Origin of the sequence: Nonomuraea sp. NPDC003804, assembly GCF_040610675.1 — a bacterium.
Lineage (GTDB): Bacteria > Actinomycetota > Actinomycetes > Streptosporangiales > Streptosporangiaceae > Nonomuraea.
Window position 1 is genome coordinate 63,780 of record NZ_JBEXMT010000037.1, and the last position, 24,289, is coordinate 88,068.

Here is a 24,289-nt window from a genome sequence, read left to right on the forward strand (position 1 = left end):
TAATGTCTCGATGTGGCTGTTTACTTCGACGCGGCATCGACCGAGCCCCTGCATCCCCAGGCACGCGAGGCGCTGATCGCGACCCTGGACGCGGGCTGGGCCGACCCCGCGCGGTTGTACGGCCAGGCCCGCCGTGCCCACCTGCTTCTCGAACAGGCGCGCACGGAGGTGGCCGAGGCGCTCGGCGCCAGGCCGGACGAGGTCTCCTTCACCTCTTCCGGCACCCAGGCCGTGCATCTCGGCGTCCTGGGCACCCTACACGGCAGGCGGAGGGCCGGACGTCACCTCGTCACCAGCGCGGTGGAGCACTCCAGCGTCCTGCACGCCGCGGCGGTCCACGAGAGCCAGGGCGGCACGGTCACCACCGTCGGCGTCGACCTGGCGGGCCGCGTCGATCTCGACGCCTTCACCGCGGCGGTCTCGGCCGAGGGCACGGCGCTGGCCTGCCTCCAGACGGCCAACCACGAGGTGGGCACGCTGCAGCCGGTCGCCGAGGCCGCGGCGGCGTGCCGGCGGCTGGAGGTGCCGCTCCTGGTCGACGCCGCCCAGACCGCGGGCCGGCTGCCGGTGCCGGAGGGTTGGTCGGTGCTGACCGCGAGCGCGCACAAGTGGGGCGGGCCCGCGGGGGTCGGGGTGCTGGCCGTACGCAAGGGCACCCGGTTCCGCTCGTTCCTGCCGGAGGACGAGCGTGAGCGGCGCCGGGTGCCGGGCTTCGAGAACGTCCCGTCGATCGTCGCGGCGGCGGCGGCGCTGACGGCGATGCGGGAGGAGGCGGCGCTGGAGAACGCCCGCCTGTCGGCCCTCGTCGACACGATCAGGGAGCGGATCCCCACGCTCGTGCCCGACGTGGAGGTGATCGGCGACCCGGTCGGCAGGGCGCCGCACATCGTCACCTTCTCCTGCCTCTACGTCGACGGGGAGGCGCTGCTCACCGAGCTGGACAAGGCGGGTTTCGCGGTATCGTCCGGGAGTTCGTGCACGGCTAGTACGCTTCGTCCATCGCACGTTTTGGAGGCGATGGGCGTGCTTACTCATGGAAACGTCCGGGTATCGCTGCCCAGGGGCGCTGCCGCCGCCGAGGTGGACCGGTTCCTGGCCGTCCTCCCTGAGATGGTGCGCCGGATACGTCAAGACGCAGGGGTCGTATGACCGGGTTCGGGGTCGTCGTTCATGGACGCGGCACGGGGGTCATGAGACCGACGAAGGGGGCCTCGTGACCGTCGCAGCTCAGCCGACCCTGACCATCGACGCGCTCGGCAAGAAGTGCCCGATTCCGATCATCATGCTCGCCGAGCGGATCAACCACGTCCCGCTGAACGCCATCGTCGCCGTCCTGGCCGACGATCCGGCCGCCTACACCGACGTGCCCGCCTGGTGCAGGCTCAAGTCGCATCCCCACGTGGGCACCTACGAGCTGCCCGCGGGCGGCTGGGCGATCCACGTGCGGCGCAACTACTGACCTGCCGGCGTTCCCGGTGCGGGACCCGCTCGCGCGGGATCCTGCGGGCGGGCCTGAAGTCTGTGCCGACGGTGCAGGCCACGGGCACGAACGCGGCCGGCATCACCTCGTCGTACGGCACGCCCGGCACCGCCGCCGGTTCGCGCTCCTGAGGCGCCCGCGCGTCGACATGGTCTGCACCACAAACGGTATGAGCACAGACGATCTGGCGTCAAACGAAGAGTGCTAGGCTGGACCTCCAGGGTGATGAGAGGTTTCGATGCAGGTCAGGCCGACGTACTTTCCCAAGCTGGCCGGCGAGCGGCTCGACATCGCGCTGTGCCGGGCCTCGGCCTCCGTCGCCCGCGCGGCCGACGCCCACGCGGCCGGGCAGGGCATCGGTGTGGGCCAGCACCTGGTGCTGAAGATGCTCGACGACGTCGGCCCCTGTTCCCAGCAGGCGCTCAGCGAGGAGCTGCGCATCGACCGCAGCGTGATGGTGACGATCTGCGACGACCTGGAGCGGGCGGAGTGCGTCAGGCGCGAACGCAACCCCCGCGACCGGCGCTCCTACGCGGTCACCATCACCGACGCGGGACGGCACCGGCTGGCCGCGGCGGAGGGGGCCGTTCCCGCGTTCCTCCACGACACCTTCCAGGTGCTCACCCCCGACGAGCGCTCGCAACTGGCGGCGCTCCTCAGCAAGCTGCTCAACCTCCCCGGCTGACGCCAGCCGCCGGGCCTGTTCCCGCGGCAGCCGGCCCGAGCATGTCGGCGACGTGGCGGAGTGGTGCCTTCCCAGGGTCACAAAGGGTGCAAATGGGTAGAAACCTCACGGACCACCGTCATCAACTTCAGGGGGGATCACATGACAAGCGGACATCCGCACAACACCGCGCGTGACCTCATGAACCCGGGCGTGGAGTGCATCGCCGCTCACGAAACCCTCGACCGCGCGGCTCAGATGATGCGCGAGATGAACGTCGGCGCGCTGCCCGTCTGCGGGCCCGACGACCGCCTCAAGGGCATCATCACCGACAGGGACATCGTCGTGAACTGCATCGCGTCGGGACGCGACCCCTCCCGCACGACGGCCGGCGACATGGCGACGGGCCTCGTCTGGGTCCCCGCCGACGCGACGGTGGAAGAGGCGCTGTCCCGCATGGAGGAGCACCAGATCAGAAGGCTGCCGGTGATCGACCAGCACCGCATCGTCGGCATGATCACCGAGGCGGACCTCGCCAAGCATCTGCCCGACGACAAGCTCGCCGAATTCTGCCACCGGGTCTACGCGACCTGACCGCGCCCGCGGCCACGGCGGAGACCGAAAGGTAGGCCGGGGACGGCCCGGCCTACCTGACCACCCAGGAGGCGGGCGCCCCGGCGGGCAAGCCGGAAGGAAGCGACGTGCCGCCGCAGCGGCGTGAAGGACCGACGGCCACCGGTGAACCCGGTGGCCGTCGACCGGCGGTCAGGCGTAGTGGCAGCGGAGGTGCTGGGCGACCTCGTCGGCGGCCGGCTGGCCGTACGCGGCGGCGAACCGCTCGAGGAACACCCGCTGGCCCAGCTCGTACTCCTGGCAGCCCACCCGCTCCAGGACGTGCGTGGCCGTCAGGTTGCCGATCTGGCCCGCCCGCTCCAGCGGCAGCCCCCAGGCGACGCCCGCGAGGAAGCCTGCCCTGAACGCGTCACCGACACCCGTCGGGTCGGCCTTGCCCAGCTCGGGAGCGGGGGTCACGTGGAGCGAGGGCTCCCCCTTGCGGTCGATGACCGCGCCCTTCGGGCCGAGCGTGGTGACCCGGACGCCGACCCGGTCGAGCACCTCGGCGTCGGACCAGCCGGTCTTCTGCTCGATGAGGCCCTTCTCGTAGTCGTTGGAGAACAGGTACGCCGCGCCGTCGACGAGCTGGCGGATCTGCTCGCCGGACATCCTGGCCAGCTGCTGCGACGGGTCGGCGGCGAACGGGATGCCCCGCTGGCGGCACTCGTCGGTGTGGCGCAGCATGGCGTCGGGGTCGTTCGGGCTGATCAGCACCAGGTCGAGGCCGCCCACTCGGTCGGCGATCGGCTGCAGCTCGATGAGCCGCGCCTCCGCCATCGCGCCGGTGTAGAACGAGGCGATCTGGTTGTGCTGCTCGTCGGTGGTGCACAGGAAACGAGCGGTGTGGTGGGTCTCGGAGACGTGAACCGAGTCACAGTCGACCCGATGGCGCTCCAGCCACGAGCGGTAGTCGGCGAAGTCCGCCCCGACCGCTCCCACAAGGATGGGGCTGAGGCCCAGACAGCCCATCCCAAAGGTGATGTTTGCCGCGCAACCACCGCGCCTGACCTGCAGATCGTCGACGAGGAACGACAGGGAGACCCGGTCGAGCTGGTCGGCGATGAGCTGGTCCCCGAAGCTTCCGGGGAAGGTCATCAGATGGTCGGTCGCGATGGAGCCGGTGACGGCGATGCGCACGGGGTTCTTCTTCCTCGTTGTCAGCAAGCCAATGAGCCCCAAGAGAATACGCGAAGGTCCCGCGCGCACAAAGGCGAGCGGGACCTGGAGGCGCCGACCTAGTTGAACGAGTCGCCGCAGGCGCAGGAGCCCGTGGCGTTCGGGTTGTCGATCGTGAAGCCCTGCTTCTCGATCGTGTCGACGAAGTCGATGGTGGCGCCGATGAGGTACGGCGCGCTCATCCTGTCGGTCACGACGCCGACGCCGCCGAAGTCGGACACGATGTCACCGTCCATCGAGCGGTCGTCGAAGAAGAGCTGGTAACGCAGACCGGAACAGCCGCCCGGCTGCACGGCCACACGCAGCTGGAGGCCCTCTTCACCCTGCTGCTCCAGCAGGCTCTTGACCTTGGCCGCGGCCGCATCGGTCAGGATCAGGCCCTGCGCCGTGGTCTCGCTGCTCTCAACCGTCATGTGCTGACTCCCGCGTCTGGATCAGCCGCAGTGTCACGGCTGTCTGTTTCTGACGTCCTACTAAGACGCTACCAACACCGGAGGCGAGCTATGCATTCCGCGTCTGTGAGGTTGTTATGGATCGTCCAGAAGAACCGGAAACCGACCCCTTCCCGTGACGCGCCCCACGGAACGCGGACCGGCGCCCACCTGCTCCTCCCGATACGGCCGGCGCGACCGGACCCCCTCCGGCCTGCGGCGATCACCTGAAACGGGTGGCCGGAACAAATCGCCCCAAGCCGTGTGTCATCATTAGTCGTCACTTCGACGATAAGGGGGTACGGCCATGGCCACCCAGACAGGGCTGCCGCTCTTCGTCCTCGGGCAGGGCACCGATCCGCACAGCGAGAAGGGCGTCGACTGTCCCGGCGAGCTTCCCCCGGCCTCCGACCCGGGGCTGGTGGAGCGCGCGCGCAAGGCGAAGGAGGCGCTGGGCGACAGGCTGTTCGTCCTCGGCCACCACTACCAGCGTGACGAGGTCATCCAGTTCGCCGACGTGACCGGCGACTCCTTCAAGCTCGCCCAGCAGGCCGCGGCCCGCCCCCAGGCGGAGTACATCGTCTTCTGCGGCGTGCACTTCATGGCCGAGTCCGCCGACATCCTGACCGGCGACTCCCAGAAGGTGATCCTGCCGGACCTGGCGGCGGGGTGCTCGATGGCCGACATGGCCACGTTCGACCAGGTCGAGGAGGCGTGGGAGCTCCTGGAGGACGCCGGCATCGCCGACGTCACCGTGCCCGTCACGTACATGAACTCCAGCGCCGACATCAAGGCCTTCTGCGGCCGGCGCGGCGGCGCGGTGTGCACCTCGTCCAACGCCAGGCGGGCTCTCGAGTGGGCCTTCGAGCAGGGCCAGAAGGTGCTCTTCCTGCCCGACCAGCACCTGGGCCGCAACACCGCCGTGCTGGAGATGGGCATGTCGCTGGACGACTGCGTCGTCTACAACCCCCACCGGCCGCCGAGCGTGGAGGAACTGCGCCGGGCCAAGATGATCCTCTGGAAGGGTCACTGCTCGGTGCACGGCCGCTTCACCGCCGACTCCGTCGACGACGTACGGCGCCGCATCCCCGGCGTCAACGTGCTGGTCCACCCCGAGTGCAAGCACGAGGTCGTGCTGAAGGCCGACCACGTCGGCTCGACCGAGTACATCATCAAGAAGCTCGAGGCGGCGCCGGCCGGCTCCCAGTGGGCCATCGGCACCGAGCTGAACCTGGTCAAGCGCCTGGCGCAGATGTTCCCCGACAAGGGCGTCTCGTTCCTCGACAAGACGGTCTGCTACTGCTCCACGATGAACCGCATCGACCTGCCGCACCTGGTGTGGGCGCTGGAGTCGCTGGTGCTCGGCGAGGTGGTCAACCAGATCACGGTCGACGCCGACACCACCCACTGGGCCAAGGTCGCCCTCGACCGCATGCTGGCCCTGCCGTAGACCGCCGGATGCGGGCCCTCCCGCGTGGGAAGGCCCGCACCGCCGTTCTTCGGCGGGCTACCTCAGCTCGTAGACCACCCGGACGTTGATGCCAAGGTTCTGGCGTCCGGGGTTCACCGACGCCTTGTCCTCCGCGAGCGTGGCGGAGACGTGCATCGGGATGGGGCCGCCGGTGATCTCCTCGGTGATCTCGACCACGTTGCCGAGCCGCCGTCCGGCCAGCGCCGCGTAGTGCCTGGCCTTGTCCGCCGCGTCCTTGAAGGCGGCGGCGCGGGCCGCCTCCATCAGCCTGGTGCGGTCGGAGACCTCGAAGGAGACGCCGTTGAGCCTGACCTCCTCGCCGACGGCGGCGGCCGCGTCGATGATCCGGTCGGCCTTGGAAAGGTCGCGGACCACCGCCTCGACGCCCTGGGCGCCGCGGTAGCCCGACACCTTCGGGTAGCTCTCGTACTCGGGGCCGAGCGACAGCTCGTTCGTCGTGAGGTCGTCGGCGGCCACACCGGCCCCGATCAGCGTCCTGGTGAGCTTCGCCGCCGCCGCCCTGGCCGCGGCGAACGCCTCGCCCGCCGTCGCCCTGCGGACCTCGACACCCGCCGTCAGGCGCATGACGTCAGGAGCGGCCGAGACCGCGCCCTGCCCGACGACCGCGATCTGGTTTCTCGTCTCTTCCACAACCACCCTCGCTGATTCCGGCGCCGCATGAGCCGTACCGCCGAGCGTGCTCGTCATTCCGATCGCGACGGCCGAAGCCGCGAGCGCGACAGCAAGTTTGATCATAGGCGCCATGTCACCATCGGTCCTGCCTGTCCCCATCGACCGACACGACCACTTGACCAGATCATGGACTGGTCTGCCCACCAGATGGCGGTTCGATCCTCGAACAGGCGGCCCGGCGCGGGCGGGAGCGTCACAAACCGGGCGCGCCCCAGACGGGGAACCACCGGCCGAGGTCCTCCTCGATCCTCAGCTCGCCCGCCAGCACCCCGCGCACCTGGAGTTCGAGCGCGGTGTCCCTGGTGTGGCCCGGCAGCGGGACGAACGGATAGAACGTCCCCCGCTTGTACAGGTAGACGACCGCCAGCCGACGCTGCTGCGGGTCGGCGAAGGACACCAGCGAGCACAGCAGGGACGGCCCGAACCCCGCCCCCTCCAGCGAGGAGTTGACCGCGTGCAGCTCGGTGACCAGGTCGCCGACCGCGTCGGGGTCGCGCCTGACCACCAGCCACGAGTACCCGTACTCGTCGCGCGTCTCCTCCACCCTGTCCCCCAGCAGCGCCTTGACGTCGGCGCTGAGCGTCGCGAAGGCGCTGCCCTCGGCCGCGCGGAAACTGACCGAGCCCACCCCCGTGGGCGCCAGACCGGTGGCGGCCTGCAGCGTGACGGCCGCCGACGGCAGCGCGAAGAGCGCGTCGAGGTTGGGCCGGACCGGCTTGGACCTGCCGAGGATCACGTCGAGCCAGCCCATCGCTCAGCCTTTCCCGAGTTGCGCGGAGATCTTCTCCAGGTTCTCCAGGCGCCGCTCGAGCGGCGGGTGCGTGGAGAACAGCTGCGCCAGCGCCTTGCCGGGAGCCAGCGCCGGCGCGAAGTAGAAGGCGTTGAACGGCTCGGCCTCGCGCAGGTCGCGCGTGGGGATCCTGGCCATCTCGCCGCTCACCTTGACCAGCGCGCTGGCCAGCACCGACGGCTGCTGCGTCAGCAGCGCGCCCGCCCGGTCGGCGGCCAGTTCCCGGTAGCGGGACAGGGCGCGGGTGAGCAGGAAGCTGACGGCGTAGACGGCGATGGAGACCAGCATCACGATCAGGCCGATGGGCAGGCCGCCCTGGTTGCTGTCGCGGCTTCTGCCCAGCCCGCTGTAGAGGGCGAAGCGGGTCATGAGGCCGGCCAGGATGCCGAGGAAGGAGGCGATGGTCATCACGGCGACGTCGCGGTGGGCGACGTGCGAGAGTTCGTGCGCCAGCACGCCTTCGAGCTCGCGGGGCTCCAGCCGGCGCAGGATGCCGGTCGTCACGCAGACGACGGAATGCTGCCTGTCACGGCCCGTCGCGAAGGCGTTGGGCACATCGGAGTCGGCGATGGCGACCCTCGGCTTGGGCATGTCGGCCATCGCGCACAGCCTGTCGATCAGGCCGTGGAGGGCCGGCGCCTCCTGCGGCGAGACCTCCCGCCCGCCCATCGCGAACAGCGCGATGCGATCGGACAGGAAGTACTGCACCAGCAACATGCCGCCGGCGATCAGCAGCACGCCCAGCGCCCGCACGCCCAGGGCGATGAGGGCGCCGACGAAGACGACGTAGAGCAGACCCAGCAGGAACATCGTCATGACCATGCGGACGGTGAGACCGCGGTCGGACGCGAACCGGGTGCTCACGGGCTATCCCGGGATGAGCCCCGAGTCGCCCAGCATCTCCCTGACTTCCTCGATCGAGGCGTCAGCGGGGGGAAGGATCAGCTCGGACGGCTCCAGGCTGTCGTCCGGCAGCGCCTTGCCCACATGGCGCACCTTGTCGAGCAGAGCGTGGAGCTTCTGGCGGAATTCGGGCTCGTCGCCGGCCTCGATGGCCGTCTCGAGCTCGCCGTCGAGTTCGTTGAGCACGCCGAGGTCGGAGTCGTCGATCTGGACCTGGCCCTCGCCCATGATGCGCACGATCATGCGGGCTCCCCCGGCTGGCGCAGCTGCTGGGTCTGGTGCTGCGGCTGGGCCTGCGGCTGCCCCTGCTCGATGGAGGCCTGGGGCGCCGGGCCCTGGCCGAGCTCGGCCTTCATCCTGGCCAGCTCCAGCTCGATGTCCCTGCCGCCGCCCATGCGGTCGAGCTCGGCCTGGATGTCGTCGCTGCGGCTGCCGCTGAAGTCGTCGAGCGCGCCGGAGGCCAGCAGCTCGTCGATGGCGCCGGCGCGGGCCTGCATCTGCGCGGTCTTGTCCTCGGCGCGCTGGATCGCCAGGCCGACGTCGCCCATCTCCTCGGAGATACCGGAGAAGGCCTCGTTGATGCGCGTCTGCGCCTCGGCCGCGGTGTAGGTGGCCTTGATGGTCTCCTTCTTGTGACGGAAGGAGTCGACCTTCGCCTGCAGCCGCTGGGAGGCGGTGGTGAGCTTCTCCTCCTCGGCCTGCAGGTTGTCGTGCTGGACCCGCAGGTCGGCGATCTGCGTCTGCAGGCTGGAGCGACGGGTCAGCGCCTCGCGGGCCAGGTCTTCGCGCCCGACGGACAGCGCCTTGCGCCCCTGGTCCTCCAACCGGCTGGCCTGCTGCTCGATCTGGTTGATCTGCAGCTCCACCCGCTTGCGCGAGGTGGCGACGTCGGCCACACCCCTGCGCACCTTCTGCAGCAGCTCGAGCTGCCGCTGATAGGAGTAGTCAAGGGTCTCGCGCGGATCCTCCATCTTGTCCAGGGCCTTGTTGGCCTTGGACTTGAAGATCATCGAAAGTCTCTTCATCACGCTCATGCGCGTCGGCCGTCCCCTTCTTAGGTCGTGCTGTGATCACCCAGTGCAGCGCAGCCGCCTTGGGATTACCCTACGCATAACGCACGGGGGCGTCACTAAGTTGCACTCCAGGTAGGGTTGACGCTGTGTTGCGACGCCGAACCCAGACCTCAGTGGACGAATCCCCCGTCCCCACTGACGATCCTAAGCCCCAGGGCAAAGGTCGTCCCACCCCGAAGCGCCGTGACGCCGAAGGGCGTCGGCGCCAGCCGGTGACCGCGCCTGCCAACCGCAAAGAGGCCTACAAGCAGATGCGGGCCAGGCAGACGGCCGACCGGGACAAGGCACGCCAGGGCATGCTGCGCGGCGAGGAGCGCTACCTACCGGCCCGTGACAAGGGCCCGGTGCGCAAGTTCGCTCGCGACTGGGTCGACTCGCGCCGCGTCCTCAGCCAGTACTTCCTGCCCTTCTCTCTGGTCATCCTGCTGCTGACGTGGATCCCGTTCCCGCCGGCGGCCCGCCAGTGGGTCTACTTCGGCGTCATCACGATCGGCTGGCCGGTCATGATGGTGGGCGTGCTGGCCACGTCGTTCTGGGTGTCGTGGAAGGTGAAGAAGGCCGCCGCGGACAAGTTCCCGAACGAGGACATCAAGGGCATCGGCTTCTACGCGGCCATGCGCGCGCTGCAGATCCGCAGGCTTCGCTTCCCGCCGCCGCAGTTCCTGCCCGGCGGAAAGCCGGCGCCGCCCAAGGCCTGAGCTCGCTTCATACCAGTACGGCCCGCGTCCCGCAGGACGCGGGCCGTACTGGTATGTGCGCCTGCCATCAGGAACTTAAAATTTCCTGAAAAACCAGCAAACCTGGGAGTCGTCACGTTCGTCCCACCCGTTGGGGTCCGGTTCTTCATTCACGGGGAGACCAGGTGCGAACGACAAGACGAGGGTTCCTCGGCGTCGCCGCGGGGGCCGCGGCCGCGGTGACCACGACCACGGCGGCCGCCGCCGAACCCGAACCACTCATCGGAGACGGCCCGGAGCTGGACGGCGTCGACCGGCCGACCACCGCCGCGCTCACGCCGTTCCTCGACGCCCTGCCCGTCCCTCGGGTGCTCAGGCCCAAGGACAGGGAGGTCGTGCTCGAGATGCGCTCGGTGCGCAGGAGGCTGCACTCCCAGTTGCCGCCCACGCGGCTCTGGACCTACGCCGGCAGCTTCCCCGGCCCGACCATCGAGGTACGGCGCGGCCAGAAGGTCAAGGTGGCGTGGACCAACACGATCAAGGACGAGACCGTGCCGGTCACCGCGGTCCAGGTGCCGGCCGGTCCGACGATCCCGATCAACCAGCCGGGAAGGGACGGGGCCACGCCGCGCGCCGACGTGGCGGCGATCCCGCCCTGGCTGGCCGTCCACCTGCACGGCGCGATCACCAACGCGGGCAACGACGGCTGGAGCGAGAACGGGCTGCTGGCCGGTGAGGCCGAGGCCGTGGAGTACCTCAACGACCAGCCGTGCACCGGACTCTGGTACCACGACCACGGCATGCACGTCGGCACCTGGACGGTCTTCTCCGGCCTGCTGGGCGCCTACCTGGTCAGGGACGAGGAGGAGGACGCGCTCGGGCTGCCCGCCGGCAGGCACGAGGTCCCGCTCATCCTGTGCGACCGCAACTTCGACACCGACGCGGCCGGGCTCCTCACCGGGGACCTGCTGCACAAGGTGCAGATCGCCGCGACCACGCCGAAGGTGGTGACCAGGCCCTTCGCCGGGCCGTACACGCTGGTCAACGGGGTGGTCTGGCCGTACATGGACGTCGAGCCGCGGTGGTACAGGTTCAGGGTGCTCAACGCGGCCAACGCCAGGACGTTCAGGCTGCGCCTGCTGGACGAGGCGAGCGGGCAGCCGGTGACCGGCGTGATCAAGCAGATCGGCAGCGACGGCGGGCTGCTGCCCGCGCCGGTGGCGATCGACGGGGATCTGGTGCTGGCGCCCGCCGAGCGGGCCGACGTGCTCGTCGACTTCCGGGCGCTGGCCGGTAGGCGGGTCAAGCTGGTCAACTGCGGGCCGGGCGCACCGGGCCAGCCCGCGCCGCAGGCGAACATCCCCTTCCCCGACGTGATGCAGTTCCGGGTGGCCGACCGCAGGCCGCACGACGCCTTCACGCTGCCCGCGGTGATCTCGCCGAACTTCGTGCGCACCACGCACGACAACCTGCCGGCCGACCACGGGCACCGGGTGGTGCTCACGATGGTGGGCGGCGGCGACCACGCGCAGATGTGGGAGATGGCCGAGGATCCGGCGGCGCCGGTCGGCACGGAGGGCGTCGTCCAGATCAAGGACGCCTCGGGCACGGTCAGGACGTACCGGCGGGTGGCGCGGATGCCCGACGACGCCGTCAACTTCTTCGCCGCGCTGGGCGGGACCGAGGCGTGGACGTTCGTCAACGTCGCTCCCGCGATGCACCCCATGCACATCCATCTGATGCGCTTCCAGATCCTCAGTCGCGACGTCTACGACATTTCCGGATTCAAGGTGGACAGGGGGACGACGGAGACGCCGGTGACCTTCAAGCAGGCGGGCGTGCTCGACCCGAACGAGCAGGGATGGAAGGACGTCGTCAGGGTCGGCGGGGCGGAGGTGGTCAAGGTCGCGGGACGGTTCGAAGGCGGCAGCGGGCGCTTCGCCTACCACTGCCACCTGCTCGAACACCAGGACGAGGGCATGATGCGGCCGCTGGTCGTCTTCCCGCCCGCCGTCCTGGCCCTGCGCGGGCAGCACGGCCACCACCGGCACGCCCTGGTGGACCAGGCCCGGCTGCACGGGCGCTAGGTCACTCGGTCACTCGGACTCGGTCACTCGGACTCGGTCGCCTCCGAGGAGGGTGGCCGCTTGACCACGCCCGAGTACGAGCCGTCCGGCGACTCCAGCATGTCGGCCACGGCGCTCAGCAGTGCGAGGTACGAGGGCCACCGGACGTCCTGCATGCCCGGAGCCTTGACGTCACCCACGACGGAGTCGATCACCCCGAAGTCGGGGCGCCGGTCGGTCCCGTTATGGGCGGCGTAGGGGATCATCCGGCCGTTCCACGTCTCGGCGCGCGGGTCGCCCCCGCTGTCGGTGGGATCCAGCGCGCACATCTGCCGCCACGCGTCGCGGATGCCCCTGATGCTGAGGTTGCGCGTGCCCTTCTCGGCGAAGCCGAAGCCGAAGGGGCCGGTCGAACCGTCGTGCCGGAGCAGGGAGGCCCGCAGGTCGTCGGGGAACTCCAGGCCCATCTGCGACTCGGCGACGGCGATCGTGCGCGCCCTGCCGGGACCGCGCAGGGAGGCGTAGCCGGCCGGGTCGTTGCGCCGCAACCACCGCTCGATGCGCCGCCACTGTGCGTTCACCTGCCGCTGGACCCGGCGGTCGAGAGGCCTGATCGTCACCGGACGCCGTTCAGGAGAGCAGGCGGGATCGGGCCGCGGCGTGGCCCCCGTCGCCGGAGACGACAGCCGGGACGGCTGGGGTGACGGCTGCGGAACGGCGGTCGCCGTGGGCTGCCCGGAGGGCTGGGGCGCCCCGCTCCTGGCGGCCTCGCCGGCCATCGGCATCCGCCCTGCCCGGACGTCCGCCTCGCGCGGCGAACGACCCGCGAGCGCGTACAGCCCGGCGGCCACCACACCGGCGACGAGCACTCCCACCAGCGCTCCCGCGAGGAAGCGGGCGTCCAGCCGCCGCCGGCGGCGCTCTGGTTGTCCCGGCTGCCCGGGCTGCCCCGGATGTGCTCGACGCCCCGGACGCTCTGGACGCCCTTGATGCCCTGAATGCCCTGGATGCTCGGTGGCAGGGAGGCCGGGCGTCGGCTCCTGGTCGGGAGCGGCCGTCCTGGCCCTTGTGTCGATCCTGATCGCGATCGCGGCGAGCACGGCGGCGGTCAGGGCCATCCGCAGGAGCTTGAGCACGCGCGGCACCCTACCGGACCCGCCCAGGGACCGGCGCCACGGAGATCACCGCCGACCGGTCTCGGCGTCTCTCCCTGCGCCCGCGCCTTGCCTTACATCTGCGCCGTGTTGCCTTACATCTGCGCCGTGCCCTACGTCGGCGCCGTGCCCCGCGTCGGCGCCTTTCCCTGCGTCCGCGTCTTTCGCTGCGCCTGCGCCTTCCCCGTGCCCGGCGACGTCGACATGCGGCGGCGCAGCCGTACGGCGATCGCGGTCAGGATGGCGGCGGTCAGCGCATGCCGTACAACCTTCACCACGCTGGGCACACTATCCCGAACCGATACAGTCGGGCGCATGGAATTCCGTCACCTCGGCCGCAGCGGTCTCCTGGTCAGCGAGATCAGCTACGGCAACTGGATCACCCACGGCTCACAGGTCGAGGAGGAGGCCGCCATCGCGTGCGTGAAGGCGGCGCTCGACGAGGGGATCACGACCTTCGACACCGCCGACGTCTACGCGGGCACGCGCGCCGAAGAGGTGCTCGGCAGGGCGTTGAAGGGCCTGCGCCGCGAGTCGCTGGAGATCTTCACCAAGGTCTACTGGCCGACGGGCCCCGGGCCCAACGACCGTGGCCTGTCCCGCAAGCACATCACCGAGTCGATCAACGGCTCGCTGCGCCGCCTGCAGACCGACTACGTCGACCTCTACCAGGCGCACCGCTTCGACTACGCCACTCCGCTCGAGGAGACCCTCAAGACCTTCGACGACCTCGTACGGCAGGGCAAGGTCCTCTACGTCGGCGTCAGCGAGTGGACCGCCGACCAGATCGCCCAGGCGCTGAAGATCGCCGACGAGATGGGCTTCGACCGGATCGTCTCCAACCAGCCGCAGTACAACGCCATCTGGCGGGTCATCGAGACGGAGATCGTGCCGCTGAGCGAGAAGGAGGGCGTCAGCCAGATCGTCTGGTCGCCCATCGCTCAGGGCGTGCTGACCGGCAAGTACCTGCCCGGCCAGCCCGTTCCCGCGGGCTCGCGCGCCACCGACGAGACCGGCGCCAAGATGATCGACAGGTTCATGACCGACGACGTGCTCGCCCGGGTCCAGGACCTCAAGCCGATCGCGGCCGACCTCGGGCTCAGCATGGCCCAGCTGGCGATCGCGTGGGTGCTGCAGAACCCGAACGTCGCCAGCGCCATCGTCGGGGCGTCCAGGCCGGAGCAGGTGCGTGACAACGTCAAGGCGTCCGGCGTGAAGCTCGACGCCGAGGTGCTCCAGAAGATCGACGACGTGCTCGGCCCGATCGTCGAGCGCGACCCGGCCAAGACGATCTCGCCGGCCACCAGGCCATAGCGGTTACGCATGAAAGAAAAACCCCTTGGCTCCCAAGGGGTTTTTTCATTCACTCCGTTCGCAACGACATACCCGCATATTCCACCCGGTCCTCCTCGAGCAGAGCCACCCGCTCGACCCCGGATTCCAGCAGCTCACGGTAGTTCTCACCGAGCCAGGACTCCGCGTCGGCCTGGCTGGGAAAAACCTCGCGCGGCAGCAGGCGGTCGGTCACTTCACCACCATTCGCGTTTTCATAACGCCAGCGCCAAGTCATGCCATACGCTCCTTTTCCGCGGGATCGCCCGAGCTCACATCGGCACCCGCACCATACCCCTGGAGCATGGAGGTTGATCGATGCTGCGCGCATTCGGGCTCGCCTTCGCGGCGACCCTCACCGTCTCCACCCCTGCCCTCGCCATCTCCCCCTCTATCTCTCCTTCAGCCACGACCGCTACCTCTCCTTCAGCCGCGACCGTCTCGGCCCTGGCCGCCGCTCCCCCAGCCTCCGCCCCCGCGGCTGTCTCCGCCGTCGCCGCCTTGGGTCATCGCGGCTCGGGTCATCGCGGCCGTGTCCTGGCCGATCCCGCCACGGGCGGGGTGGATCCGAACGCCGCCCGCCGGTGGAGCTACTGGCACAGCGACGGCACCGCATGGCTGTCCGGCGAGGCGGGCGCCGCCGTACGTGACGGGGCGGTGATCGGCTGGCGGTTCGCCGCGGCTCCCGACGGCTCGGCGCCGGAGTCCCCCCGCGGCGAGCTGCCCGCCTTCGACCAGGTCTGCGGCAAAGAGCCCGCCGCCTCGGGGCACCAGCGCGTGGCCGTCGTGACCGACTTCGGCGACCCGGACCTCGACGCCTACCCCGGCGAGCGACCGCCCGCGTCGCTCACCGCGTGCGTCACCGCTCCCGAGGGAGCGACGGGGGTGCAGGCGCTGGCCCTGGCTACCAGGGTGCGCGCGGAGCCGGCTGGAACGGTCCTGGCCGTCAACGACTATCCGGCGCGCGCGAAGGGCGGCGCCGCGCCGTCCCTCCCCACCACGTCGTCCGCCCCCGCCGTGAAGGATGGCGGACTGCCGGTGGCGTGGATCGCCGGCGGCGTGGCCGCGCTCGCACTCGTGGGCGCCGGGGTGCGGGTGGCGCGCAGGTCCCGCAGGCGCACCACGCTGTGACACGTGCCGGTCAGGTTCAACGGCGGGGTGCGGGTGACACCCAGACCCCGCGAGCGTGCCACGCTGTGACGCGTGCTTGTCAGGTTCATCGGTACGGCGGGGCGGGACGGCTGGCCCTCGCCTGGGTGCGCGTGCGCGTCGTGCGCGGGGTCGCCGCCGGGGCGGCGTTCGCCGCTGCGCGTGGAGGTCGACGGGAAACCGTGGCCGGGCGGTGGGGCGTGTCCCCCCGGCTACGCGGCGACGGGCCCGCTCCTCGTCGCCCCTGACGGCTCCCGGCTGCTCGACCTGTCCGACATCCGCTCCCTGGCCGACCTCGGCGCTGCTCTCAGCGGTCTTCCGGCCGGCTGTCGGCACGGCGGCGGTTCTCCTGGGTCGCGTGAGGTGCCGGGATCCGGGAATCCGACGTCCGGCGGCGAGAGCCCCTCGTGCGACCTCGTCCTGGTGGACCTGCTCGACGACCCCGCCGTCCTCGGCGACCTGCGACGGCGCGGATTCGTGACCGCCGGGACCCACGTCGTCGCCGTCGGCTTGGACCACCGTGTCAGGTCGGAGTCCGAGCTGGCCAGACGGCTGGCGCTGTGGGGGGCGCGGGCCGTACCGGACGGGACGGTCGTGGACACCGCGCAAGCTCCCCCGCCCCGCCCAGCCCCGCCGCGCCGCGCGTTGCTGCTGGGCGGCTCCCGGTCGGGCAAGTCCGACGAGGCCGAGCTGCGGCTGGCGGCCGAGCCGCACGTCACCTACCTCGCCACAGGACCCTCGGGCCACGGCGACCCCGAGTGGGCCGCGCGGGTCGCCGCCCATCAGGCCAGGCGTCCGGCGCACTGGGCGTGCGAGGAGACCACCGAGCTGGCCGAGGCGATCGCGCGAGCCACGACCCCGCTGCTGGTCGACGGGCTGGGGACGTGGCTGGCGGCGGTGTTCGACCAGGCGGGCGCGTGGGAAGACCCCACGCGTCGCGAGGAGGTCGTACGGCGCTGCGACGAGCTTGTGGCGGCCTGGCGCTCGACCCGGCACCGGATCGTCGCGGTGTCGGACGAGGTCGGGCTCGGCGTCGTCCCCTCCACCTCCAGCGGGCGAGCCTTCCGCGACGCGCTGGGCCGCCTGAACCAGCGGCTGGCGGCCGAGTCGGAGGACGTCACGCTCGTCGTGGCGGGCCGCCTCCTCCCCCTCGGCTGAACGCCACCCGCCGAAGAACGAAAACAAGACGCGGCCCGGATCAAGGCGGGCCGGGCCAGGCGGGCCGGGCCAGGCGGGCCGGGCCAGGCGGGCCGGGCCAGGCGGGCCAGGCGGGCCAGGCGGGCCGGGTCAGGCGGGCCGGGTCAGGCGGGCCGGGTCAGGCGGGCCGGGTCAGGCGGGCCGGGTCAGGCGGGCCGGGTCAGGCGGGCCGGGTCAGGGGTGTCGGGTGCGGACGGCGCGGGCGGACCAGCGGCCGTCCAGCCGGTCGACGCGCAGCCTGCGGCCGAAGCACTCCGACAGCGCCTCCTCGGTCAGCACCTCCTCCACCGGCCCCGCCGCCAGGATGCGGGTGTCGCGCATGAGCAGCGCGTGCGTGGTCGTGGCGGGTACCTCCTCCAGGTGGTGCGTGACGGTCACCGTGGTCAGCCCGTCGCGTGCCGCCAGGTCCTCGATGGAGGTGATGAGGTCTTCACGGGCGGGGAAGTCCAGTCCCGCGAACGGTTCGTCCAGCAGCAGCATGGCCGGGTCCGCCATGAGCGCCCTGGCCACCCTGATCCGGGCGCGCTCCCCCTGAGAGCACACCACGAAGAGCCGGTCGGCCAGGTCCTTGCAGCCCATCTCGGCCAGCAGCGCGTGGGCCCTGTCGTGCTCGGCCTGGCCGTACCTGTCCCAGAGCGGCGCGCTCGTGCCCGTGTGCCCGGTGAGGACCACGGTGTGCGCGGTCGCCGCCTCTTCCTCCAGCAGCCCCTCGTCGACCAGGCGCTGGCTGGCGGCGACCAGGCCGATGTCCCTGCGCAGCTCGCGCAGGTCGACCCGCCCCATGCGGCGGCCGAGGATGGTGGCGGTGCCCTCGCTGGGATGCCGTACGGCGGCGGCCAGGGACAGCAGCGTGGTCTTGCCTGCCCCGTTCGGGCCGAGGATCACCCAGTGCTGGCCGTAAGCGACCCGCCAGTCGATCTCCGCCAGCAGCGTCCTGGCGACCACCCTGACGCTGACACCTTCGAGTTCCACGGCGTGCATCCGGACACCCTAGCGACCGCGCGACCGCGCCGTTCCCCCGGGTGCGCCGGGAAACGCCGCCCTTTCGGTGTGCGCGCGGGCGCTGACGTCCACGTCCCCCGGGTGCGCCAGGAAACGCCACCATCGGTGTGCGCGGGCGCTGACGTCCGCGTCCCCCGGGTGCGCCAGGAAACGCCACCATCGGTGTGCGCGGGCGCTGACGTCCGCGTCCCCCGGGTGCGCCGGGAAGCTCTCCGCGTGTGCCCGGCTGCCCGGAAAGGGAGGCCACGAGGCCAGGAAGAAGGCCAGGGAGCCGGGCCGCAGGGGAAGTCTGAGGGGACCGTAGGATCGACGCTCATGGCCGGGTGGGTGGACGGGGTGCGGTTCGCGGTGGGGACGTTGAGCGTCTTCCCCGTCAGGGTGAACCGGGTCGACCGCGAGGTGGCCGGGCGGGCCATGCTCCTCGCTCCGCCGGCCGGGCTGCTGCTCGGCGCCGTGAGCTGCCTGCCGCTGACGCTGCCAGGCTCGCCGCTGCTCGGGGCGGCGCTGGCGCTGGGCCTGCTCGCGCTGCTGACCAGGGGCCTGCACCTGGACGGTCTCGCCGACCTGGCGGACGGTCTCGGCAGCGGCAGGCCCGCCGTCCAGGCGCTCGAGGTGATGAAGAAGTCGGACATCGGGCCGTTCGGCGTTCTGACGCTGGTGTTCACGCTGATCGTGCAGTGCGCGGCGCTGGCCGAGGCGGGTCCGGTCGCGCTGGTGGCCGCCTGCGTGACCGGGCGGCTGGCGCTGACGTGGGCGTGCACGCGCGGGGTGCCGCCGGCGCGGCCCGAGGGGCTCGGCGCCATGGTGGCGGGCACCGTACGGCCGGCCGCCGCGCTGGTCGCCACGCTGGTCGTGGTGGGCGCGGCGGTGCTGCTGGGAGGGCCGTGGGGGCCGGCGGGAGGGTACGGGTTGGTCCTCCCGCTGGCCGTGCTCGCCGGGCTGGGGACGGCGAGCGGGTTGCTCGCCCACGCGGTGCGCAGGCTCGGCGGGGTCACGGGCGACGTGCTGGGCGCGCTCGTCGAGACCGCGGCCACCGCCGTGCTGGTCGTGTGCGCGGTGTTCGGCTAGACCGGTTGCGCCTGCCGTTGGGGCTGTCTGGAGGCGGTGCTCGGCTGGACCGGTTGCGCCTGCCGTTGGGGCGGGCGCCTGGAGGCGGTGCTCAGCCGACCGGCTGCGCCTGCCGTACGGGCCAGCGCCTGAAGACGAGGGCCGCGAGGACGGCGAGCACGGCCCAGCCGACCAGCCCGGTGATGCCCGCGAAGAGGGCGTTGGGCGGGGCGGCCGCGTCCCCCAGCATCAGGGCGAGCGAGGCGGCGGGGTTGAGCGCCGCGTGGCCGATCACGGCGGGCCAGATGCTGCCGGTGCGCAGGCGCAGCCAGCCGAAGAGCATCCCGGCCGGCACGCAGAATCCCACGAACAGCAGCGCGGCCCACGGGCCGACGGCCGGGTAGTTGTAGCCGAGGCCGGTGGCGGGGGCGTGCCAGAGCCCCCAGATCACTCCGGAGAGGACCAGCCCGCCGAAGACGCCGTGCGATTCGACCAGCTTGGGCAGCAGCCAGCCGCGCCAGCCCCATTCCTCGCCCACCATGGGGATGATGTTGACGATCGGGGCCACCAGGGTCGTCACCACCAGCTGGACGATCAGGGCGGTGTGCGGGTCGCCCGGTGCTCCCGACGCGGCGCTGAAGAGGCTCAGGCGGTCGAGGTCGAGGGAGACCAGGCCGAGGGCGGCGGTGAGGGCGAGCGTGCCGTACACGACCAGGGGGACGGCCGCCCACGTGGCGAGCAGCAGGCCGACGGTGCGGCCGGGGCGCTCGCCGAAGGTGAGGCCGGTCTCCTTCGCCCAGGCGCGGAACGGCGTGCGCCTGGCGAGCCAGACGGCCAGGACGCCGAGGCTCGGGGTGAACATCATCAGCCCGACCAGCGGGCCGAACAGGGGGTCGGCCAGGCCGCCGCCGAGCCAGAGGGGAAGCGCGGCCAGCCACGCCGCGCCGAAGGCGACGGCGAGGAACAACACGATCATCTGGGACTCCAGGTGTAGGGGGGATCAGGACGAGGGCCCGAAGTCATGGGGATCGGCGGGCAGGAAGGGCTCGTGGCGGCGGGTCACGCGCCGGCTCGCTCCTCGATGAGGGCGTTGAGCAGGGCGGCGCCGCGCTCGGCGTCGTCGATGCTGATCAGCAGCTGGCCGCCCGAGCGGTAGCGAAGGACGAGGCAGTCGCCGCCGCGCAGCATGATGGCCGCCGCACCGGGGACGCCGCGGATGCCCCAGCCGCCCACCTGGCTGGGGAAGCGCTGTTCCGACCAGGCGCTGTCGATCTTGGAGAGCCTGATCCTGCGCACCGGCCAGCCGAACGGCCCGAAGCCGATGGCGAGGCCGTCCTCGGTGATCCGCGCGGTGATGGAGGAGGTCAGCAGCCCGACGGCGAGCAGGACCACCGACACGCCGAGCAGCGACCAGCCCGCGCCGCTCGTCAGCCCCATGAGGGTCAGGACGCCGACGGCGGCCGTCAGCAGCGCCGATCCCGCGGTGAGCGCGACCAGCCACGGGTTGGAGACGCGGCTGACCCACACCGAGCGCTGTCCGGAGCGCAGCCGCAGCCTGGGCGGCGCCTCACCCTCGGGTGCGGCCTGGTCGGGCTCGCCCCTGAGGAGGAAGCCCGCGAGCACGCCGACGGCGGCGGACGCGCCCAGGACGACCAGGACGTCCCAGCCGAAGCCTGTGGCCTGGGTCCAGACCGGGACGTCGAGGTTGGCGCGGAGGATGGACCATTCCATGCCGATGACGAAGACCGCGGAACCGAAGAGGATGCCCCACCAGTAGCCGCGGCTCAGCCTGCGCTCGAAGGCCTTGCCGTGGACGGCGATGCCCGCCATGACCGCCATGATCACGGCGGCCATGCCGACGCTGAACAGCATGTTCCGGGTGAAGGACATGTTCCCGTCGGGCGTGGCGCCGCTCCAGTGGGTGGCCAGCGGTTCGGGCAACCTGTCGCGCAGGGAGAGGGGGAGTGCCACGAGGGCGGGGATGACGGTCAGCCCCCACACCCCGGTGGCGAGCAACGCACGGGTCCTGCTGGTCATGACAGCTCCTTCAGTACTTCGATGAGGTCGTCGCGGCTGTAGCCGTACTTCTTGGCCTCCTCGAGCAGGTCGCGGGCGCGCTGGACGATGAGCGCGCGGCCCGTGGGCACGCCCGCGACGCTCACTCCCCTGCCTCTCCTGAACTCCAGGAGGCCCTCGTCGCGCAGGTCGCGCAGGGCACGCAACACGGTGTTGGCGTTGATGCCCAGCGCGTCGGCGAGGTCCTTGGCCGGCGGGAGGCGGTCGCCTGCCTGGTAGGAGCCCTCACCGATGGCGCGTCTGATCGCCCCGGCCACCTGTTCGTGCAGCGGCCGGGGATCGTTGAGATCGAGTGTGAGCAACATGGTGCTATTAACACTAGCACCATTCGACGACGCCGTATTGGTGGGATGAACCCCTGTTTATGAATAAGCCGCCAACCGTGGATAGCATCGGTCTACGTGACCACTGTGCGGCTGAACTCAGCAGATCCCGTCTCGTTCGACACCGACGCGCTGGTCGTCGGTTTCCTGTCAGGTTCGGAGGGCCCGCGCCCCACTGCCAAGGGCCTCGACGCCGCCTTCGACGGCAAACTGGCCGCCTCTCTGGACGCCGTCGGCTTCACGGGAAAGCCCGGCGAAGTGTCCAAGATCCCGACGTTCGGCGCCATCACCGCGCCGCTGCTGGTCGCCGTCGGGCTCGGTGAGTCCGCCGACGTCGAGGGGCTGCGCCGCGCCGCCGGTGCGGCCACGCGCGCCCTGGCCGGTACGGCCCGCGCCGCGCTCGCCCTGCCCGCCTCCTCCGCCGTCGAGGCCGAGGCGGTGGCGCTCGGCGGCCTGCTGGGCGCCTACAGCTTCGACAGGTACCGCACCAACGGCCTGCAGAAGGCCCCCGTCGGCGAGCTGGTCGTGCTGACCGCCGCCGAGGGCTCGGCCGAGCGGGCCGCCATCGTGGCCGACGCGGTCACGCTGGTGCGCGACCTGGTCAACACCCCGCCGAAGGACCTGTGGCCGGCCAAGTTCGCCGAGATCGCCGAGCAGGAGGGCGCCAAGGCGGGCCTGACCGTCGAGGTGCTCGACGAGAAGCAGCTCAAGGAGGGCGGCTACGGCGGCATCGTCGGCGTCGGGCAGGGCTCGGCCAACCCGCCGCGGCTGGTCCGCCTGTCCTACTCCCACCCCGAGGCGACCCAGACGCTGGCGTACGTCGGCAAGGGCATCACCTTCGACTCCGGCGGCCTGTCGCTCAAGCCGTCCGCGGCCATGGACTGGATGAAGTCCGACATGGGCGGCGCGGGCGCGGTGTTCGGCGCGCTCCTCGGCATCGCCCGCCTCGGCGTCAAGGTGAACGCCGTCGGCTACCTCTGCCTGGCCGAGAACCTGCCGAGCGGCACCGCCACCCGCCCCTCCGACGTGCTGACCAGCTACAGCGGCAAGACCGTCGAGGTGCTCGACACCGACGCCGAGGGCCGCCTGGTCCTCATGGACGGCATCGCCCGCGCCCTGGAGGACGACCCTGACCTGATCGTCGACGTCGCCACCCTCACCGGCGCGCAGATCGTCGCGCTCGGCTGGCGGACGGCCGGCGTCATGTCCAACGACGACGCCGTCCGCGAGCTGGTCGTCTCGGTCGCCGGCGAGGCGGGCGAAGGAGCATGGGGCATGCCGCTGCCGGAGGAGCTCCGCAAGGGCCTCGACTCGCCGATCGCCGACATCGCCAACCTGCAGCCCGAGCGCTGGGGCAGCATGCTGGCCGCGGGCCTGTTCCTCAAGGAGTTCGTGCCCGACGACCGGCGCTGGGCCCACATCGACATGGCCGGGCCCGCTTTCAACAAGGGAGAGCCGCACGGCTACACCCCCAAGGGCGGCACGGGCGCCATCACCCGCACGCTCATCGGACTGGCCGAGAGGGCCGCGACGGGCTTGAACAAGTGAAAAGATGACGGCATCACCATCCGACAAGGAGCTTTCCTGTGGCCTACGACATCGTCGTCCTAGGTGGCGGTAGCGGCGGCTACGCCTGCGCTCTGCGGGCGGCAGAGCTGGGCAAGACCGTCGCGCTGATCGAGAAGGACAAGATCGGCGGCACCTGCCTCCACCGCGGCTGCATCCCCACCAAGGCCCTGCTGCACTCGGCCGAGATCGCCGACGAGACCCGCGAGAGCGAGGCCTACGGCGTCAAGGCGCGCTTCGACGGCATCGACGTCCCCGGCGTCCACGCCTTCAAGGACAAGATCGTCAATCGGGCGTGGAAGGGCGTGCAGGGCCTGCTGAGGTCAGCGGGTGTCACGATCGTCGAGGGCGAGGGCAGGCTCGTCGGCCCCAACCGCGTCCAGGTCGGCGGCGAGGTCTACGAGGGCGGCAGCATCGTGCTGGCCACCGGCAGCACCCCGAAGACGCTGCCCGGCCTCGAGATCGACGGCGAGCGGATCATCACCAGTGAGCACACGCTGCGGATGGAGCGCGTGCCCACCTCGGTCATCGTGCTGGGCGGCGGCGTCATCGGCGTCGAGCTGGCCAGCGTCTACCGCTCCTTCGGCGCCGAGGTCACCATCGTCGAGGCCCTGCCCCACCTGCTCCCGGCCGAGGAGGAGTCGAGCTCCAAGCTGCTGGAGCGCGCCTTCCGCCGCAGGGGCATCTCCTACCAGCTGGGCGTCTTCTTCGACAGCGTCAAGACCACCGACACCGGCGTGATCGTCACGCTGGCCAACGGCAAGACCCTCGACGCGGAGCTGCTGCTGGTGGCCGTGGGCCGCGGCGCGGTGAGCGAGGGCATGGGCTTCGAGGAGCAGGGCGTCGCGATCGAGCGCGGCACCGTGGTCGTCGACGAGCACTGCCGCACCAGCGTGCCGGGCGTCTACGCGATCGGCGACCTGATCGCCACCCCGCAGCTGGCGCACGCCGGGTTCGCCGAGGGCATCCTGGTGGCCGAGCACATCGCGGGCCTCAACCCGCCGCCGATCGACTACGACGGCGTGCCGCGCATCACCTACTCCGACCCCGAGGTCGCCTCCGTGGGCATCACCTCCAAGCAGGCGGCCGAGCGGGGCATCGAGATCGTCGAGCAGGTCTACGACCTGGCGGGCAACCCCAAGAGCCAGATTCTCGGCACCGCGGGGGCCGTCAAGGTGCTGGCCAGGAAGGACGGCCCGGTCGTGGGCGTCCACATGGTCGGCCGCCGCATCGGCGAGCTCGTCACCGAGGGCCAGCTGATCTACAACTGGGAGGCGCTCCCCGCCGAGGTCGCCCAGCTGATCCACGCGCACCCGACCCAGTCCGAAGCCATGGGCGAGGCCATGCTGGCGCTGGCCGGCAAGCCCCTGCACGTCCACAACTAAGAACTCGAGGAAGACATAC

The 24,289-nt window shown here is 71.2% G+C and carries 27 protein-coding genes; 13 read left to right on the forward strand and 14 right to left on the reverse strand.

The features are described 5' to 3' along the window. The first annotated feature begins 12 nt into the window (after nucleotides 1-12). The 4 genes from ABZX22_RS37875 (at nucleotide 13) to ABZX22_RS37890 (ending at nucleotide 2,738) form a co-directional block, all read left to right on the forward strand. Nucleotides 13-1,149 (forward strand): cysteine desulfurase family protein, encoded by a 1,137-nt coding sequence (locus tag ABZX22_RS37875; protein ID WP_354919463.1) that lies wholly within the window; start codon nucleotides 13-15, stop codon nucleotides 1,147-1,149. A gap of 64 nt (nucleotides 1,150-1,213) precedes the next feature. Then, entirely contained in the window at nucleotides 1,214-1,459 is a 246-nt protein-coding gene (locus ABZX22_RS37880) for a sulfurtransferase TusA family protein (protein WP_354919466.1), read from the forward strand. Between the two features lie 259 nt (nucleotides 1,460-1,718). Next, nucleotides 1,719-2,165, forward strand: coding sequence for a MarR family winged helix-turn-helix transcriptional regulator (locus ABZX22_RS37885; protein WP_354919469.1), 447 nt, complete (start codon nucleotides 1,719-1,721; stop codon nucleotides 2,163-2,165). A 141-nt stretch (nucleotides 2,166-2,306) separates the two neighbouring features. Further along, the gene (locus tag ABZX22_RS37890; RefSeq protein ID WP_354919472.1) at nucleotides 2,307-2,738 is read left to right on the forward strand and encodes a CBS domain-containing protein; all 432 of its coding nucleotides are present in this window, start codon (nucleotides 2,307-2,309) and stop codon (nucleotides 2,736-2,738) included. A gap of 171 nt (nucleotides 2,739-2,909) precedes the next feature. Here ABZX22_RS37890 and ABZX22_RS37895 read toward each other — a convergent pair whose 3' ends face one another. Then, nucleotides 2,910-3,896 carry a carbohydrate kinase family protein gene (locus ABZX22_RS37895; RefSeq protein ID WP_354919474.1) on the reverse strand — a complete coding sequence of 329 codons (987 nt, stop codon included), beginning with the start codon at nucleotides 3,894-3,896 and terminating at the stop codon, nucleotides 2,910-2,912. A gap of 98 nt (nucleotides 3,897-3,994) precedes the next feature. After that, entirely contained in the window at nucleotides 3,995-4,348 is a 354-nt protein-coding gene (locus ABZX22_RS37900) for an iron-sulfur cluster assembly accessory protein (protein WP_354919477.1), read from the reverse strand. A gap of 325 nt (nucleotides 4,349-4,673) precedes the next feature. Between ABZX22_RS37900 and nadA the strand changes: the two genes are divergently transcribed. Continuing rightward, the gene (gene nadA / locus ABZX22_RS37905) at nucleotides 4,674-5,816 is read left to right on the forward strand and encodes a quinolinate synthase NadA (protein WP_354919480.1); all 1,143 of its coding nucleotides are present in this window, start codon (nucleotides 4,674-4,676) and stop codon (nucleotides 5,814-5,816) included. 57 nt (nucleotides 5,817-5,873) lie between these two features. Here the strand turns inward: nadA and ABZX22_RS37910 are convergent, their stop codons facing one another. From ABZX22_RS37910 to ABZX22_RS37930, 5 genes are all read right to left on the reverse strand, one after another. Then, on the reverse strand, nucleotides 5,874-6,488 hold the full coding sequence (locus ABZX22_RS37910) for an SIMPL domain-containing protein (RefSeq protein WP_354919483.1): 615 nt from the start codon (nucleotides 6,486-6,488) through the stop codon (nucleotides 5,874-5,876). Nucleotides 6,489-6,723: 235 nt separating this feature from the next. Beyond that, the gene (locus ABZX22_RS37915) at nucleotides 6,724-7,281 is read right to left on the reverse strand and encodes a hypothetical protein (protein ID WP_354919486.1); all 558 of its coding nucleotides are present in this window, start codon (nucleotides 7,279-7,281) and stop codon (nucleotides 6,724-6,726) included. Between the two features lie 3 nt (nucleotides 7,282-7,284). After that, nucleotides 7,285-8,184, reverse strand: coding sequence for a zinc metalloprotease HtpX (gene htpX, locus ABZX22_RS37920; RefSeq protein WP_354919489.1), 900 nt, complete (start codon nucleotides 8,182-8,184; stop codon nucleotides 7,285-7,287). A gap of 3 nt (nucleotides 8,185-8,187) precedes the next feature. Next, nucleotides 8,188-8,466, reverse strand: coding sequence for a hypothetical protein (locus ABZX22_RS37925; protein WP_354919492.1), 279 nt, complete (start codon nucleotides 8,464-8,466; stop codon nucleotides 8,188-8,190). Further along, nucleotides 8,463-9,257: a PspA/IM30 family protein gene (locus tag ABZX22_RS37930; RefSeq protein ID WP_354919494.1), complete on the reverse strand. Its 795-nt coding sequence runs from the start codon at nucleotides 9,255-9,257 to the stop codon at nucleotides 8,463-8,465. Before ABZX22_RS37930 ends, ABZX22_RS37925 begins: the two co-directional genes overlap by 4 nt. Nucleotides 9,258-9,409: 152 nt before the next feature. Here ABZX22_RS37930 and ABZX22_RS37935 point away from each other — a divergent pair, with 152 nt between their 5' ends. Both ABZX22_RS37935 and ABZX22_RS37940 read left to right on the forward strand, forming a co-directional pair. After that, nucleotides 9,410-9,994: a DUF3043 domain-containing protein gene (locus ABZX22_RS37935; RefSeq protein ID WP_354919497.1), complete on the forward strand. Its 585-nt coding sequence runs from the start codon at nucleotides 9,410-9,412 to the stop codon at nucleotides 9,992-9,994. A gap of 164 nt (nucleotides 9,995-10,158) precedes the next feature. Continuing rightward, nucleotides 10,159-12,060: a multicopper oxidase domain-containing protein gene (locus ABZX22_RS37940; RefSeq protein ID WP_354919500.1), complete on the forward strand. Its 1,902-nt coding sequence runs from the start codon at nucleotides 10,159-10,161 to the stop codon at nucleotides 12,058-12,060. Between the two features lie 23 nt (nucleotides 12,061-12,083). Here ABZX22_RS37940 and ABZX22_RS37945 read toward each other — a convergent pair whose 3' ends face one another. Together ABZX22_RS37945 and ABZX22_RS37950 are read right to left on the reverse strand one after the other, a co-directional pair. Next, the gene (locus ABZX22_RS37945) at nucleotides 12,084-13,175 is read right to left on the reverse strand and encodes a hypothetical protein (RefSeq protein WP_354919502.1); all 1,092 of its coding nucleotides are present in this window, start codon (nucleotides 13,173-13,175) and stop codon (nucleotides 12,084-12,086) included. 131 nt (nucleotides 13,176-13,306) lie between these two features. Beyond that, nucleotides 13,307-13,471 carry a hypothetical protein gene (locus tag ABZX22_RS37950; RefSeq protein ID WP_354919505.1) on the reverse strand — a complete coding sequence of 55 codons (165 nt, stop codon included), beginning with the start codon at nucleotides 13,469-13,471 and terminating at the stop codon, nucleotides 13,307-13,309. A gap of 37 nt (nucleotides 13,472-13,508) precedes the next feature. Between ABZX22_RS37950 and ABZX22_RS37955 the strand changes: the two genes are divergently transcribed. Continuing rightward, nucleotides 13,509-14,507, forward strand: coding sequence for an aldo/keto reductase family protein (locus ABZX22_RS37955; RefSeq protein WP_354919508.1), 999 nt, complete (start codon nucleotides 13,509-13,511; stop codon nucleotides 14,505-14,507). Between the two features lie 49 nt (nucleotides 14,508-14,556). Here ABZX22_RS37955 and ABZX22_RS37960 read toward each other — a convergent pair whose 3' ends face one another. Beyond that, the gene (locus ABZX22_RS37960) at nucleotides 14,557-14,763 is read right to left on the reverse strand and encodes a hypothetical protein (protein WP_354919511.1); all 207 of its coding nucleotides are present in this window, start codon (nucleotides 14,761-14,763) and stop codon (nucleotides 14,557-14,559) included. 80 nt (nucleotides 14,764-14,843) lie between these two features. On the opposite strand from ABZX22_RS37960, the gene ABZX22_RS37965 reads away from it, so the two are divergent. After that, nucleotides 14,844-15,656 carry an SCO2322 family protein gene (locus ABZX22_RS37965; protein WP_354919514.1) on the forward strand — a complete coding sequence of 271 codons (813 nt, stop codon included), beginning with the start codon at nucleotides 14,844-14,846 and terminating at the stop codon, nucleotides 15,654-15,656. Between the two features lie 72 nt (nucleotides 15,657-15,728). After that, entirely contained in the window at nucleotides 15,729-16,832 is a 1,104-nt protein-coding gene (locus tag ABZX22_RS37970) for a bifunctional adenosylcobinamide kinase/adenosylcobinamide-phosphate guanylyltransferase (protein WP_354919516.1), read from the forward strand. A 213-nt stretch (nucleotides 16,833-17,045) separates the two neighbouring features. Here ABZX22_RS37970 and ABZX22_RS37975 read toward each other — a convergent pair whose 3' ends face one another. Then, nucleotides 17,046-17,852, reverse strand: coding sequence for an ATP-binding cassette domain-containing protein (locus ABZX22_RS37975; protein ID WP_354919519.1), 807 nt, complete (start codon nucleotides 17,850-17,852; stop codon nucleotides 17,046-17,048). A gap of 336 nt (nucleotides 17,853-18,188) precedes the next feature. Here ABZX22_RS37975 and ABZX22_RS37980 point away from each other — a divergent pair, with 336 nt between their 5' ends. Continuing rightward, entirely contained in the window at nucleotides 18,189-18,941 is a 753-nt protein-coding gene (locus ABZX22_RS37980; protein WP_354919522.1) for an adenosylcobinamide-GDP ribazoletransferase, read from the forward strand. 91 nt (nucleotides 18,942-19,032) lie between these two features. Here the strand turns inward: ABZX22_RS37980 and ABZX22_RS37985 are convergent, their stop codons facing one another. The 3 genes from ABZX22_RS37985 to ABZX22_RS37995 all read right to left on the reverse strand — a co-directional run bounded on the left by ABZX22_RS37985 (nucleotide 19,033) and on the right by ABZX22_RS37995 (nucleotide 21,301). After that, nucleotides 19,033-19,896, reverse strand: a complete 864-nt coding sequence (locus ABZX22_RS37985) for a CPBP family intramembrane glutamic endopeptidase (protein ID WP_354919525.1) — start codon at nucleotides 19,894-19,896, stop codon at nucleotides 19,033-19,035. Between the two features lie 83 nt (nucleotides 19,897-19,979). Further along, nucleotides 19,980-20,957 carry a hypothetical protein gene (locus ABZX22_RS37990; protein ID WP_354919528.1) on the reverse strand — a complete coding sequence of 326 codons (978 nt, stop codon included), beginning with the start codon at nucleotides 20,955-20,957 and terminating at the stop codon, nucleotides 19,980-19,982. Next, entirely contained in the window at nucleotides 20,954-21,301 is a 348-nt protein-coding gene (locus tag ABZX22_RS37995; RefSeq protein WP_354919531.1) for a GntR family transcriptional regulator, read from the reverse strand. Before ABZX22_RS37995 ends, ABZX22_RS37990 begins: the two co-directional genes overlap by 4 nt. A 96-nt stretch (nucleotides 21,302-21,397) precedes the next feature. Here ABZX22_RS37995 and ABZX22_RS38000 point away from each other — a divergent pair, with 96 nt between their 5' ends. Both ABZX22_RS38000 and lpdA read left to right on the forward strand, forming a co-directional pair. Beyond that, the gene (locus tag ABZX22_RS38000; protein ID WP_354919534.1) at nucleotides 21,398-22,867 is read left to right on the forward strand and encodes a leucyl aminopeptidase; all 1,470 of its coding nucleotides are present in this window, start codon (nucleotides 21,398-21,400) and stop codon (nucleotides 22,865-22,867) included. Between the two features lie 38 nt (nucleotides 22,868-22,905). Beyond that, nucleotides 22,906-24,270 (forward strand): dihydrolipoyl dehydrogenase, encoded by a 1,365-nt coding sequence (lpdA, locus tag ABZX22_RS38005; protein ID WP_354919537.1) that lies wholly within the window; start codon nucleotides 22,906-22,908, stop codon nucleotides 24,268-24,270. Nucleotides 24,271-24,289 lie beyond the last annotated feature (19 nt).

Excerpts from the sequence above, each read along its gene's own strand:
- ABZX22_RS37885 (WP_354919469.1), top strand. The coding sequence starts at position 1,719 with ATGCAGGTCAGGCCGACGTACTTTCCCAAGCTGGCCGGCGAGCGGCTC.
- ABZX22_RS37890 (WP_354919472.1), top strand. The coding sequence starts at position 2,307 with ATGACAAGCGGACATCCGCACAACACCGCGCGTGACCTCATGAACCCG.
- ABZX22_RS37900 (WP_354919477.1), bottom strand. The coding sequence starts at position 4,348 with ATGACGGTTGAGAGCAGCGAGACCACGGCGCAGGGCCTGATCCTGACC.
- nadA (WP_354919480.1), top strand. The coding sequence starts at position 4,674 with ATGGCCACCCAGACAGGGCTGCCGCTCTTCGTCCTCGGGCAGGGCACC.
- ABZX22_RS37915 (WP_354919486.1), bottom strand. The coding sequence starts at position 7,281 with ATGGGCTGGCTCGACGTGATCCTCGGCAGGTCCAAGCCGGTCCGGCCC.
- ABZX22_RS37925 (WP_354919492.1), bottom strand. The coding sequence starts at position 8,466 with ATGATCGTGCGCATCATGGGCGAGGGCCAGGTCCAGATCGACGACTCC.
- ABZX22_RS37930 (WP_354919494.1), bottom strand. The coding sequence starts at position 9,257 with ATGAGCGTGATGAAGAGACTTTCGATGATCTTCAAGTCCAAGGCCAAC.
- ABZX22_RS37955 (WP_354919508.1), top strand. The coding sequence starts at position 13,509 with ATGGAATTCCGTCACCTCGGCCGCAGCGGTCTCCTGGTCAGCGAGATC.
- ABZX22_RS37960 (WP_354919511.1), bottom strand. The coding sequence starts at position 14,763 with ATGACTTGGCGCTGGCGTTATGAAAACGCGAATGGTGGTGAAGTGACC.
- ABZX22_RS37965 (WP_354919514.1), top strand. The coding sequence starts at position 14,844 with ATGCTGCGCGCATTCGGGCTCGCCTTCGCGGCGACCCTCACCGTCTCC.
- ABZX22_RS37975 (WP_354919519.1), bottom strand. The coding sequence starts at position 17,852 with ATGCACGCCGTGGAACTCGAAGGTGTCAGCGTCAGGGTGGTCGCCAGG.
- ABZX22_RS37980 (WP_354919522.1), top strand. The coding sequence starts at position 18,189 with ATGGCCGGGTGGGTGGACGGGGTGCGGTTCGCGGTGGGGACGTTGAGC.
- ABZX22_RS37985 (WP_354919525.1), bottom strand. The coding sequence starts at position 19,896 with ATGATCGTGTTGTTCCTCGCCGTCGCCTTCGGCGCGGCGTGGCTGGCC.
- ABZX22_RS37990 (WP_354919528.1), bottom strand. The coding sequence starts at position 20,957 with ATGACCAGCAGGACCCGTGCGTTGCTCGCCACCGGGGTGTGGGGGCTG.
- ABZX22_RS37995 (WP_354919531.1), bottom strand. The coding sequence starts at position 21,301 with ATGTTGCTCACACTCGATCTCAACGATCCCCGGCCGCTGCACGAACAG.